Origin of the sequence: Novipirellula herctigrandis (assembly GCA_007859835.1) — a bacterium.
GTDB classification, from domain to species: Bacteria; Planctomycetota; Planctomycetia; order Pirellulales; family Pirellulaceae; genus Novipirellula_A; species Novipirellula_A herctigrandis.
In genome coordinates this window covers 8,144,849-8,160,318 of sequence record SJPJ01000001.1, presented here as the reverse complement: position 1 = coordinate 8,160,318, position 15,470 = coordinate 8,144,849, and the positions used below count along the sequence as shown (strand labels likewise).

General features: G+C 54.3%; 2 protein-coding genes. Both read left to right on the top strand.

Annotated elements, in window-relative coordinates; all coding sequences use genetic code 11:
* Positions 1-2,691: cadherin domain-containing protein (locus tag CA13_RS29565; RefSeq protein ID WP_419194996.1), on the top strand; the 2,691-nt coding region annotated here is incomplete at its 5' end.
* Between the two features lie 319 nt (positions 2,692-3,010).
* Complete coding sequence (locus tag CA13_RS29560; RefSeq protein ID WP_146402790.1) at positions 3,011-15,277, top strand: DUF4347 domain-containing protein; 12,267 nt, start codon at positions 3,011-3,013, stop codon at positions 15,275-15,277.
* Positions 15,278-15,470 lie beyond the last annotated feature (193 nt).

Sequence of the window (15,470 nt, the reverse complement as noted above, 5' to 3'; positions counted from 1 at the left end):
ATTCTCTACTCGCTCGACGACGATGCTAGTGGACGGTTTACGATCGACGGTTCGACCGGCGTGGTCACCGTGGCCGACGGTACCTTGCTTAATCGAGAAACCGCTGCCAGTCACGACATTACAGTGCGAGCCGCCAGCAGCGATGGCAGTTCGAATACGCAACTGATGACGATCAGCGTCAATGACGTTGATGAATTTGACGTAGGAACGATTACCGACAACGACGCTACTGCCAATTCCGTTAACGAAAATGCCGCGAACGGAACGACGGTTGCCGTGACCGCGTTTGCTTCGGATGCCGATGCAACCAATCACGTGATCACTTACTCGCTCGATGATAACGCTGGCGGACGGTTCGCAATCGACGGTTCGACCGGCGTGGTCACCGTGGCCGACGGTACATTGTTGGACCGGGAAACGGCAGCCAGTCACGACATCACGGTGCGGGCCGCCAGCAGCGATGGCAGTTCGAACACGCAACTGATGACGATCAGCGTCAATGACGTTGATGAATTTGACGTAGGAACGATTACCGACAACGACGCTACTGCCAATTCCGTTAACGAAAATGCCGCGAACGGAACGACGGTTGCCGTGACCGCGTTTGCTTCGGATGCCGATGCAACTAATAACACGATTCTCTACTCGCTCGACGATAATGCTGGCGGACGGTTCGCGATTGACGGTGCGAGTGGCGTGGTCACCGTGGCCGACGGCACTCTTCTTGATCGCGAGTCCGCAGCGGTTCACAACATTATCGTCAGAGCAACATCGGCGGACGGCAGTTTCGATACAACGGTCATGACGATCAACATCAATGCCGTCAACGACAATGACCCGGTGATTATTTCCGATGGCGGTGGCGCATCCTCGATCGTCAGTGTTTCCGAAAATGGTCTTTCGGTAACCACGGTATCGGCCACCGATGCGGATCTGCCAGCCGAAACGTTGACTTATTCGATCGCAGGCGGGGTTGATGCGACGAAATTCACGATCGACAACGCGACTGGGGTGCTAACCTTCTTGTCAGTTCCCGACTACGAGACACCTACCGATGTCGGCGGTGACAATATTTATGACGTGACGGTGCAAGTCTCTGATTCAACGAGGACCGATACACAAGCGATCGCTGTGACGGTGACCGATGCGAACGAATCACCGACGATCGCCACGAACACAGGTGCTACGGTTCTCGAAGGATCAATTGGTACGACCATTACCACGACCATGCTCAACGAAGGGGACGTGGATGATAGCGGTGCCGGTCTAACGTTCACGGTGACCAATAGCATCGCAAACGGGACCTTGAACCTGAGCGGTTTCGGTATCCTTCAACTGGGTGACACGTTCACTCAAGCCGATATTGACGCTGGTAATATGACTTATGATCACGATGGCAGCGAGACCATTGGCGATTCCTTTGGATTCTCGATGGCGGATGGCGGTGAAGACGGATCGCTTGCCGTAGTAGGCATGTTTGACTTTGTTATTACACCTACGAACGATGCGCCGATTTCGATTTCGGACAGCTTTGAAGTCGACAACGATTCTATGCTCAACGTTAATTCGCCCGGCATTCTCGCTAACGATTCTGACGTGGATAGCGGTACCTTGAGCGTTTTGCTTGTGACGGGGCCGGCCAATGGAACCTTCACTTTGGCCGCTGATGGTTCCTTTACATATATCGCTGCAAATGGATTCTCGGGAACCGACAACTTTGTGTATATGGTAAGTGACGGCACGGATGTATCAATAGCCACAACGGTGACCATCACCGTCAACGATGTCTTTGGGACACCCGCTACCGAACCTGATCCAGATCCTGAAGTCGTGGATCCTGTGGAGGAAGAATCCGAAGATGACGAAAACGCACTTGACGAACCAACGGCAATTGTGGGAATGCCGGAATCGCTAATTTCTATTGAAGTCGAAACGCCAAGACAGGTGAAGCAAGTCAATCCGGCGGAGCCAGTACTCGGCGTGAGCGTTGCACCTGTTTCGAACGAAGCCATCGTCGACTCCGAAGGCGAGAGAGACGCTTTGAGCGAACACTCTGCTCGACACGCTACCTATTCGCAAATCAACATCGATGACCGCCGTCATTCAAATTCGCTTTACCTCTCAGCGTTTTTTGAATTTGACACTGGATCGTTGTTCCATCAGCTGAACTCCGTCATGGATGATCTGCAAAACCATGATTCGTCGTTAGAGTTGGCTGCTGGCACAGCCGTCGTGACGTCAGGCGCCGTTTCCGTTGGCTTTGTTATCTGGGCAGCACGGGCAAGTTATTTCGCCACGATGCTCTCAACCTCACTGCCGGCGTGGGCCATAATCGATCCTGTACCAGTGCTTGATGCAGGCGCGGTGGCGAAGCGTTCCGAAAAGCGAGTGCGACAACGTCATAACCAATCTCTGGCAGACATCGTCGACGAGGTGCAAGTATCGGTTGCGGTTCAGTTGCTCGACGACCATCTGTGCCCTGCCGGTACTCAACTCGACGCCGTGACTCGCGACATCTCCAAAGACGGGATGGGCCTGGTTTGCTCAGAACCCATTGTGGCGAGCCACATCCGCTTGCAATTGACGACTCCGCAGGGTCAAGCAATGGACGTACTTGGTAACGTTAGGCATTGTTCCCCAGACGGTGAAAAATACCACGTTGGAATCAGTATTGTTGCGGACTGGACCTAAGTCACAGATTACCAAGATCCCGCAGGGGCGAGACTAATCTCCATCGAGGGGGCTGGTGACGTTGTCCCAAATGATGAACGCGAACCGGCTTCATTCGCCACGGCGGTAAAACGGGCAAACGGTAAAACGGGCAAACGGTTCGTGTCCGCAACAAGACCAACCCTCCCAATCCTTTTAGTACTCACCGTTTCTATCATTGGACAGCTTTATCTAAGCCGTCTCTGACACCATTCGCTCATACGCCCGTGCATATAGTAACGTTTTATGGATGCATTGCGAACAAACTGCGCGCAATGGACTCGCAAAATGAGACGGGGCAATGGCCGTTAGTGACTGGTGGATTCAAGCACGCCTGACTTTCGACGAAATCAAAGCGGCAGCGGAACGTGCTTTCCAAATCGAAACGCAAGTGGGAGAGTTTACTGAACTAACCCAACTCGAAGATCGTGTGCTGATGAGTGCATCACCGATCGCGATCGTCGCTGCGCCAGAAGCAGACGTAGAACAGGACGCTGCGATTTTGTCCACTACGGTCGAGGATGTTTTTGACGCGGATCAAACGAATCTCTTTTCCGAAACACCGCGTTCAATAGGCGATACGCTCGCCCTATTGGACCAAGTGGATGACAACCTGCTGGCGGTGATTGATGACCAACAATCCGTACTCGAACTGGTGATCATCGACGAGTCGGTAGCCGATTACCAGCAGTTGGTGTCCGATCTCACCGCTGATCGCGACGATGGACGTTCTTTCGAATTGGTCATCTTGGACGCAAACCGAGATGGAATCGAGCAGATCAGCGAAGCACTCGCGAACCATGACCAGACCGACGCGGTGCATATCGTGTCCCACAGTACTGATCGGGCGATAAAGCTCGGCAATCTTTGGCTAACATCCGATAACCTCGAATCCTATGAGGCGATCGTGTCTGGGTGGACCAACGCCCTCACGGAAGACGCCGACCTGCTCGTTTATGGCTGCGACATTGCGGCAGGTCAAGACGGCCGCGCGATTCTAAACGCGTTTTCGGATTGGACCGGTGCGGATGTGGCGGCCAGCGATGACGATACGGGCGCAGCAATACTCGGCGGCGATTGGGAGTTGGAGTACTCAATTGGTACAATCGAATCGACCATTGCCTTTCGCCTGGACGTGCAGGCTGATTGGCACGGCCTATTGAACAACTTCATGGTCACGAATACCAATGACAGTGGTGCGGGCTCGTTACGCCAAGCGATTACGGATGCCAACACGCTAGCGGGCGCCGACACGATTTCGTTCAATATCGCCGGCACCGGCGTGCATACGATCAATCTTTCATCCACGCTTACGATCACGGACACCGTGACGATCGACGCCACGACGGATGATAGTTTTGCATCCAACGGCAACCAACCAGCGATTGTTCTCGATGGCAACAATAGTTTCAGTGGCGATGGGTTGGTGTTGACGAGTACTGCCGATGGCAGCACGATTCGTGGCTTTGTAATCCGCGACTTCAGCGGCAACGGCATTCAAATCGATGCGGGTTCTGATAGTAACCTTATCGCCGGCAACTACATCGGTTCACTTAGCGACACAGGTGCAGACGCTGGGGCGGCAGAGGCCAACACGCAGACCGGCATCAATGTTCTTGGCAGCAACAACATGATTGGTGGGACGACCGTTTTGGACCGTAATGTCCTTTCAGGCAACACGCTCCATGGTGTCCGCGTCAGTATCGGTGCGGGATCTGGGAACGTCATTTCGGGTAACTATATCGGCGTGGCAGCGGACGGAACCACGGCGCTGGGTAACCTGGAAGATGGAATTCGGGTGGAAGCGTCCAATACGACCATCGGCGGCACGGTGGCTGGCGCTGGAAATATTGTTGCCAATCACGGTACTGCAACATCGGTGGGAATTTGGCTCACCAACAGCTCAACGGATGTCAGCATTCTCGGCAATTCAATTTTCAACAATGCCGAGGATGGAATTGGGCTCGGTCCTCCCTATGGCGTGATCGCGAATGATGCCGGTGACGCCGATACTGGAAACAACGATTTACAAAACTACGCGGTACTGACTTCCGCCGGCAGCGATGGAAGTGGTAGGGTTGCCGTAGCAGGCTCTCTAAACACGACGGCGAACACCACGGCTCGAATTGAGTTTTTCGGTGCTGATGTGGCTGCGGCGGGTAATGGTGAAGGACAAACGTATCTCGGTTATACGAATGTGATCACCGACGGCAGCGGGAACGCCAGCTTTGTCGCATCATTTGATCAGGCATTGGCGGTAGGACAGTACATCACGTCGACAACAACGGTCATGGCCGCCGGGGGTACGTACGGATCAACATCGCAATTCTCGGCCAATGTGCAGGCGACAAGCGCACTGGTGGTTGACACCACAGCGGATATCGTCGACGGGACAACCACATCGATTTCGGCTTTGCTTGGCAATAAAGGGTTTGATGGGAAGATCTCTCTGCGTGAAGCCGTAATTGCATCCAACAATACTGCTGGCTCTAACACCATCTTCTTGCCGTCAGGCACTTACACGTTGACCCGTACCGGTGCCTCAGAAGAAGCTGCATCGACCGGTGACCTCGATATCTTTGGAAACCTCGTTATTGCAGGTGACGGGGCCGGAACGACGACAGTGGACGCCAATGGGATCGACCGAGTCTTTGATGTACCGGGTACAGCGCAGTGGTTTGCCACCGGCCTAACCATCACGGGTGGTTCCACTTCAGCAAGCGGTGCAGGGATTCAGATTCTAGGCTCGGGTGTCGGGACAATCAGCGATGCGATCGTGTCCGGTAATTCCACGTCCGGAAGTGGTGGCGGCTTTTACAACGATGGTATTTTAAACTTAGATCGCGTAAGGGTCACCAACAACTTTGCCTCCAATGCCGGAGGCGGTATCGATAATGACGAGACCGCCGTGATTCACAATTCGTTGCTCGACAACAACTGGACGAACAACGGGGCGGGCGGCATCAACACCGACTCGAGTAGCTCCAATCTCACATTGGTCAATTCGACTATCAGCAATAACACGGCGGTTAATACAGCTGGTGGAGTTTACAACGGAAAAATTCTCAACGCACGCAATGTAACGATCGTTGAAAATACGGGAGGTGGCGGAGCGGGTATCGCCCTAACCGGCGGCTCGACAACGACGGTGAGCAACTCGATCATTACAAGCATCATTGGCGGCGTCTACACCGATGCCGGCAACAACTTGATCGATGGCGTACCAGATCCTTTGACCAATTCTCTCGCCGACAATGGCGGACCGATACTGACACAGTCACTTCAAACGGGTAGTCCGGCGATCGATGCCGGCAACGCTACGGACGCACCCGCCATCGATCAGCGTGGTTACTTCCGCGACAGCTCGATTGACATCGGTGCGTACGAGTATATTGCACCGGTTTCCAACAACGCACCCGTGCTGGACAACACGCAAAGTCCAATCCTGACAGCGGTCGACGAAGACGCTGGTGCGCCCTCGGGAGTGGTAGGTTCGCTGGTTTCATCTCTTGTCGATTTCACAAGTCCAAGCGGGCAAGTGGACAATGTCACCGATGTCGACAGCGGGGCCAGTTTGGGCATCGCGATCACTGCGGCCGACGCGACGAATGGCACTTGGTACTACTCGATCGACAACGGATCCAACTGGAACGCGCTCGGCGCGGTCAGCGATTCCAATGCAAGACTGCTCGCCGCCGACTTAGATACGCGGCTTTATTTTCAACCCAATGCGGATTATCACGGCACACTAGCCAATGCAATCACCTTCCATGCCTGGGATCAAACCAGCGGGACGAACGGCGATTTTACCGACTTCGCATGCACGTGCACGGTGCGAGATGAATTCCAGAGCGTTTCCTATAGCAACCACGATGGCAGCAGCAACTGGACGTCCTCGTGGATCGAAGCTGACGACGATGGTGCAGCCAGCAGTGGCAAAGTCGAAATTCTTAGTGGTCAACTCCGTTTACACAATCTTGGTGGCGGAACGCTACCTTCCATCACACGCCAAGCGGATCTGGCGGGCGCCACCAGTGCAACATTGAGCTTTGATTACGATGGATTTTCTACGGGTATGCCCGAAACATTTAGGGCCTGGGCGTCAGACAACGGCGGTTCGACATGGGTTGAGTTGGAATACTTCAATCCACCTCAAACGGGTATCTTCTCTGGCACTCGCAGTTACGACTTAGCTAGTTCGATTAGCCTTACGAGTAACGTGGCCATCAAGCTCAGCCTTGAAGAAGGGTTTGCCAGTTCCTCCGATCCCAATTGGGTCGACTTCGACAACATTCAAATCGAGTACACCGTACTCGGCGTGACCGGTGGAACTACCGCCTATTCCGCTACCACCGACACTGCATCCCTCGTGGTCAACGCGGTCGCCGACACTCCAACGATGACCAACACGACCACCAACGAGGACACCCAGTCGACCGGCGGATTGGTTATCTCACGCAACGCCGTTGATGGCACCGAGGTGACTCACTTCAAGATAACCGGCATCACCGACGGGACGCTTTACAAGAACGACGGTGTGACGCAGATCACCAACGGATCATTTATCACCTTTGCCGAGGGCAATGCCGGACTGAAGTTCACGCCGACCGCCGATTTCAATGGCACGGGAAATTTCACCGTTCAAGCATCGACCTCTAGTAACGACGCGGGACTCGGTGGCAGCACTTCGATTGCCAATATTACCGTCAACCCGGTCAACGACCTGCCAATTGCCGATCTCAATGGTGTCGACGGTGGTGGCATTGATTACTCAGCAACGTTTACCGAAGGTGATAGCCCCGTCAGCGTCACAGACAGCGATGCGACTATCAGCGATGTTGACAATGCGACCTACGACGGACTGGGAATCAATCTGGCAGGGTTTGCCGATGGAACAAGCGAACTGATTCGCATTAACGGTGTGCAATTCCAGTTTGGTGTGGCTGATTCGCAAACCACGACGGTTGGTTCGACGCTGTTTGATTTGAATTTTGACGGCACTGGATATACGATCACGCGCAGTGGTGGCGGTACGATTCCGCAAGCCGACTTGCAGGCATTGATGCTGACAATCACCTATGAAAACACCAGCGATGCCCCTACCGTTGGAAATCGCACATTCCAAATCATCCCTCAAGACGCCGCATTGGCCGTTGCTGCGCCTGTCGCGGTCAGCACGATTTCTGTGGCTGCAGTCAACGATGCACCGATCACATCGATCACGTTGGGTGCGCCAACGTTCGTGGAAAACGGGGGCGCGGTTTTGCTCTTTTCCGGTGCTTCGGTCGATCTCGTCGAAGCCAGCGATTTGGTTTCGAACCTTGTAATCACAGTCGATGGACTGGAAAATGGCAGCGATGAAGTTCTTGTCGTTGACGGACAAGCTATTGAACTATTTGACGCCAACAGTGAAACCACGGCGGCTAACGGCTACGATGTTGATGTGTCGGTTGCTGGCACGACCGCAACGGTGACGATTACCAAAGCGGGGAATTACACAGCTGCTGCCGCCGAGACACTTCTGAACACGCTGGCCTACAACAATACCGGCGATCAAGTCGCCGATGGTGGCCGCGTTGTCACTTACGCTTCGATCACCGATGACGGCGGCGGAACGGATACGAGTGTTGTCGGCACCGTCTCGCTGCTGACAGTCAATGCCGTCAACGATGCGCCAGTGCTTGATAATTCGGGCACCATGACGCTGCCAACGATCACGAAGTTGCAGACGAACAATAACGGTGCGGATGTTTCTACCATTGTTGCTAGTGCTGGTGGTGATCGCATTGCCGATGCCGATTCCAACACCGATAGCAGCGCGGTCGAGGGGATCGCAATCACGTCGCTCGTTAACGGGAATGGGACCTGGGAATATTCAATCAACGGTGGAAGTACCTGGACATCGATCGGTACGGTATCGAACACGTCGGCACTGCTGTTAAGGCAGATTGATCAAGTACGGTTTGTCCCGAACGGCATCGATGGCACCACTGCTAGCTTTGATTTTCACGCTTGGGATCAAACGGCTGGTACATCTGGTACGAAAGTTAGCGTGACAAGCAATGGTGGGACCACGGCCTTCAGTACCGCTACCGAGACTGCGGAAATCAACGTTTCCAATGTGAATGTCGCGCCAGTATTGGACGACACTCAGACACCGTTGTTGACGGCGATCAACGAAGACGTTGGCGCGCCCATCGGAATCGTCGGTTCCTTAGTGTCGAGTCTGGTCGATCTCGATAGTCCATCTGGTCAGCTCGACAACGTCACCGATGCTGACAGCGGAGCCGGATTGGGGATCGCGATTACCGCCGTGGATACGACCAATGGCATTTGGTTCTACTCGATCGACAATGGCACGACGTGGAATGCACTCGGAGCGGTTAGCGATTCGAATGCCCGCTTGTTGGCCGCGGACGCCGGCACCCGGCTCTATTTCCAAGGCAACGCCGATTTCCACGGCACCTTGGCCAACGCGATTACGTTTCATGCTTGGGATCAGACAAGTGGAAGTAATGGCGGCATGGCGGACATAAGTGTCTCGACGAACGATACCGTTCTTGACGAATTTAATGTGTCGGCGTCCTTCGCCGGGAACGATGGAACTCAGAACTGGATTGGCGACTGGCAGGAGATCGGAGAATTGGACGGTGCGGGATCCGGCCGAATTCAGGTCTCTTCGGCTACTACCGTTGTGGCAGGAAGTCATCTCGATATCAACCTAATGACGTTGGGCCGTGGCGTTAGCCGCGAGGCGAACCTCGACGGCACAAGTACCGCCACGCTGAGTTTCTGGTACGAACAGCGAGATGCGTTCGGCACGGCCGATCTTTTGCTGGAAGTTTACAACGGTGCAAGCTGGCATACTTTGCAGTCATACAAGGTTGATTCTGATATCAACACTGCTCAATTTGAATCATTTGATATTACCGCCTTCGCCGCTGCGGATACGCAGGTCCGGTTTCTGGTCACAAATGATGGCGGCATTGGACATTATTTTTACGTTGATGATCTGCAAATCCAATACACCGTGACCGCACAAGGTGGCACAACGGCATTCTCGACTGTAACCGATACAGCCAGTCTGGTTGTCAATCCTGTCGCAGATACTCCGTCAGTGACAAACACTACGACCAGTGAAGACACGCAGTCGACTACCGGACTGGTGATCTCGCGAAATGCCGCGGACGGTACCGAAGTGACTCACTTCAAAATCACCGGTATCTCCGACGGAACGCTTTACAAGAACGACGGCCTGACTGAGATTACGAACGGATCGTTCATCACCGTTGCCGAGGGCAGCGCCGGATTGAAATTCACGCCATCAGCGGACTTCAACGGCAACGGATATTTTACAATCCAAAGCTCTACGGCCAGTAATGACACGGGACTTGGCGGCAGCACGATTGACGCCACCGTCGACGTCACTGCCGTTAACGACGCGCCGGTGCTGGACAACACGGGGCTGATGGATTTGCCCAACGTTCAGAAGAACAACACCGACCCGAACGGTTCCTTGGTCTCAACGATCATTGCAAGCGCCGGTGGCGATCGAATCACGGATGTCGACAGCGGAGCGATTGAAGGGATTGCCGTTACGTCGGTCGACGATACCAATGGAACGTGGCAGTATTCGACCGATGGCGGAAGCACCTGGACCGCGTTCGGTGCCGTCACCAGCGGAAACTCGGTTGTACTTTCCGATACAGCAAACGATCGGATTCGATTTGTGCCCGGCGTCGATTACGTCGGCAGTGCGACATTTGATTTCCGCGCATGGGATACAACCGATGGCAGCGTCACCGGCAACACTGGCGTCAATACCGGTGCTGGCGGCGGTACCAGTGCATTCAGTACGGCTACCGAAACGGTTTCGGTTGAAGTCGAACCGACGGAGATCTTCTTCTGGTATTCGACTTCCGGAGACGTCGGACCAACGGGTGGCAGCGGTGGAGGTCCAACCAGCGGGACTCCTGGATTAACAAATTGGTCCGAAGGTCAAGTCATCGGCTTTGGCGATCCAAACATGTCATTCGGCGTAGATACGACTGACGGAACTTTCTTGTCGATTACCGATTTCGACGCGTTTGCTACCGATACCGATGTCGAAATGAGCGGCATGCACTATGTCGCCAACGACATCACGATTACCGGCGCCGGTATCACTGGCGGCAGCCTTGATCTGCAAAAGGGCGATGTCATTTTTGTCACGCTCGATAACGAAAGCTTCAGTAACGCCGCAGCGGGTGCGCCGGTTGGATGGTCCAACTCGATTGCCATTAGCGGCGGTGACGTTTACGTTTTCCGAACCGAATTCACAAACGACTACTCCAGCGGCTATTTTCACCACGTGATGAATGATCCGTCGGCAGGCGGATTGACCGGCATCACGTTGGTCGAAAACGCGGTTAACGTGGGTGATACGGCTTTATCCGGCGGCGACTTCTTGTTCGCACAAAGTGGTGCGGCCGACCAAAACGACATCTCCTGGTACGACACCAGCATGGCTACCTCCGTCAAGTTAATCGAAGGTGATAATCTGGGGATCGACGTTGGCATTAATGGTTTGCAGTTGATCGACGAAGGACAAACTCTCGGCAGCGTTTCGGTCGCAACGGGAGCGATCTTGGTTTCTGTCGATGCACCCGACGCGTTCGGTTCAAACAACCTTCCCGTGACGGAACATGACGCAGTGGAACTGGCGTTCACCGCGACAACATGGGGATCAGGAACGGCCGTTGCGACCGCAGCGATCGTGTTTGACGGCGATGACGTCGGATTGGATCATGTTCTCGAAAATATCGATGCGTTGACGCTGGTCGTTCGCGGCGTAGGAACGAATCAGGGACCAACGCTGGGAGCTTCCGGTGCAGATGCAAACTATGTCGAGAACGCGCCGCCGTCGCTGATCGACTCAACCTTTACCGTTCTCGACGCAGACTCCCCCGACTTCGCTTTCGGTTTGCTGCGAGTGGATATCACCTCCGGTGCAAATGCGAACGATCGACTCAGCGTTTTCCACCAAGGCATTGGTCCCGGCGAGATTGGCGTCGACCACAACGCCATCCTGTATCAAGGCGTCACGATCGCGACGTTTAGTGGCGGGCATGGATCCGATCCGTTAGTGTTTAGCTTGAATGCGAACGCCAATGTGATTTCGACCCGCGCGTTAATGCGAAACATCACTTTTGGTAATGTGTCGGATGACCCGGGAACCGCTAGTCGTACGGTCGAGTTCGTGCTAACCGATGGCGATGGTGCCGCCAGCAATGTGATTTCGCGGACCGTCAATGTTTCGGAAACAGCCGACGCGCCGCTGGCCGTCAACGATAACCGAGGTCTCGATTTTGATGGAATCGATGACTATGTCGCGATCGCCAACGGCGCAAGCTTGACAATGTCTAATACCATGACACTCGAAGCGTGGATTAATCCCGATGCTTCGACAAACGTCAATCGCATGATCCTCAACAAGGAAGGCGAATACGAAGTCGCGCTCTTCTCGGACAATCGAATCTACTGGGCGTTTGCCAACACGGATCCCGGTTGGACGTGGCACGATACCGGATACACCGTTGCAAACGACCAGTGGACTCATATCGCAGTGAGTTATGATAACGGAACGGTTTCCACTTACGTGAACGGCACGCTGATCGATACCTACAACGGATCGGGAGCGATCGGCGATTCGCATGCGACGCAGGACGAATTGCGTATTGGCGGGCGGTCGAATAATCCTGCTGACAAGTTCTTCGATGGCCAGATTGATGACGTGCGGATTTGGGAGGTCGCCCGAAGCGAAGCCGAAATTCAAGCCAATTTGGATGTCAACTTGACCGGTGCTGAAGCGGACCTCGCAGGTTACTGGACGTTCGAGGACGGCACGGGATCGACCGCCGCCGACCTGACTATCAATGCCAATCACGGCACTTTGGTTGACGGTGGATCCGGCGCCGCCGGACCACAGTGGACTGGATACGTGACCGATCAAGATACCTTTATCAATATCGCCGCGATCGATGGCATTGTTGCTAACGATGTCGATAGCGATGGTGACACATTGACGGTGACGCAAGTCAACGGCAACGGAGCAAATGTCGGGTCGCTGTTGACGATCGCCTCAGGAGCCAATGTGACGGTCGGCGCCGATGGCGCCTTCCTTTACGATCCGAATGGCGCGTTCGACTTCCTAACGACTGGGCAAACCGCGAACGACACCTTCACATACCAAATTGATGACGGTAACGGAGGCACGGACACCGCCACGGTCTCGATCACAATCACGGGAAGTAACGACGCTCCGCAAACGACGAATCTAAACGCGGCGGAAATCTACACCGAAGAAATCGCTTTGAACCTGAGCGACATCGTCGTCAGTGATGTGGATGATGCCAATGTCACGGTCACGTTGACGCTTTCGGATATCGGTGCGGGTACGCTCAGCACAGGAACATCGGGGGCAGTCACGTCGACGTTTGTCGCCGGTGTGTGGACGGCAATTGGCGCCATTTCGGATGTCAATACGTTATTGTCCGGAGTGACTTTTACACCTACCGGTGATTATGCCACCGACTTTACGATCGCCACCACGGTTGACGATGGCGAAGCGGCGCCGGTTGTAGGAGTCAAGAACTTTACCGCCACTGCGATTAACGACGCTCCGGTTCTAACCGCCGGTTCCGTGAATGATTTGACGGTGATCGAAGACTCCGGATTCACTTCACTGGGGCTTGGTGGCGTGACTTATGATTTTGGCGGTGGCACCGACGAAACTTCCCAGACGCTGACCTATCAAGTCACAGCGATTCCCAGTCCTGTTTTGGGCGACGTCTACTTGGCCGACGGATTAACCAAAGTCACAGCCACGACTTACACGCTGACGCAATTGCAGGGGATGCAGTTCAAACCTGCCGCAGAGGCGTCGGGCGGACCGTCGGTATTTTCGTGGCGAGTAATCGACAACGGTGGCACAGCCGGTGGCGGTGTCGATACGCTCGTGCAATCGATTCAACTTAGCATCACACCGGTCAACGATTCGCCGACGTTCGTTGCCAATAACGGCGCGTCCGTCCTCGAAGGCTCGACGGGGAACGTAATCAACAACACGATGCTCCATTGGAATGACGTTGATGACGGTGCCAGTGAGCTGACCTACACGATCACCGCTATGACCAACAACGGTACGATTCACTTGGCCGGATTCGGAGCACTCGGACTCGCCGACACGTTCACGCAAGCGGACATCGACGCCGGAGATGTGACTTACACGCACAGCGGCAGCGAGACGACGAGCGACGCATTCAGTTTCTCATTGGCCGATGGTGGCGAAGACGGTGCTTTGCCAGTGGCTGGCACGTTTAATATATTCGTCACCGCAGTGAATGATGCAGCGATTGCAAACGCAGACAACTTTAATGTCGATAACGATTCGTCACTCAACGTGAGTGCGCCGGGGATTCTGGCTAATGACTCCGACGTCGATAGCGGCAGCCTGAGCGTGATCCTGGTGACGGGGCCCTCGAACGGCGCCTTCACGTTGGCTGCCGACGGTTCGTTTACATATACACCTGCAATCGGATTCGCGGGAACGGATAGCTTTGTGTATACGGTCAGTGACGGTACCGACATTTCGACAGCAACCACGGTCACCATCACTGTCAACGATGTCGTAGGAGGCCCCATTGCGGAACCAGAGCCGGAGATTCCGGACCCCGTCGAAGAAGAAACCGAAGAGGATGATCAAGACGAACAAGCTGAGCCAACACTCGTCGATAGTGTGGCAAGTGTAATCATTCCCGTCGAAGCGGCAACGCCAAGCCAGGGGAAACAAATGCATCAACCAGAGCCAGCAACCGCGGCGATCGTTGTAGCGGATGTGGACGTGCCGGTGGTTGACTCTGAATCCGAACGAGAATTTGCAAGCGGGCGTGTTGGGCGACATCACTCGTATTTAGAAATCAGCGGAGCGGACAAAAGCCACCGAAATTCACGCTATTTGTCAGCTTTTTTTGAGTTTGATACCGGATCCTTGTTTGATCACTTGAATTCTGTCATTGATGACATCCAAAATCAAGAGACATCATTTGAGTTGGTTGCGGGTACGGCCGTGGTGACCTCCGGAGCGTTTTCCGTCGGGTTTGTCCTATGGGCAGCACGCGCCAGTTATTTTGCAACCATGCTGTCCACCTCTTTGCCGGCATGGGCCGTTATTGATCCCGTACCTGTGCTCGATGCGGACGCGGTCGCGAAGCGGTCCGAAAAACGGGGCAAACAACGTCACGACAAATCGCTCGCTGATATCCTCGATGAGGTCCAGGTTTCGGTTTCGGCTCTTTTGCTCGACGACCATCTGTGCCCCACGGGGACTCAACTCGAAGCGGTAACGCGAGATATATCAAAAGACGGCATAGGGATCGTTTGCACAAAACCGATTGCGGCAAGCCATGTTCGTCTGCAACTGACGACTCCCCAAGGTCAAGCATTGGACGTACTTGGTAGTGTTAGGCATTGTTCACCCGAGGGCGAAAAATATCACGTCGGAGTCAGTGTCGTCGCGGATTGGAGCTAAATCGGAGACGTCTCGTGGCATTTATTCGTTCTGCACATCCGTTAATCGTTACGATCCGCCTATCGATTGCTTTCCCAATCACCCGAAGCTCGAAAAATATTACATCCAGGCAAGCTATCCGTAACCTATCCTTTTTGCGCAGCAGTAGTGCGTTGTCGCCCCTTTCGATGCAGTGAATCGGATGGCCGCCATT

Excerpts from the sequence above, each read along its gene's own strand:
- CA13_RS29560 (WP_146402790.1), top strand. The coding sequence starts at position 3,011 with ATGGCCGTTAGTGACTGGTGGATTCAAGCACGCCTGACTTTCGACGAA.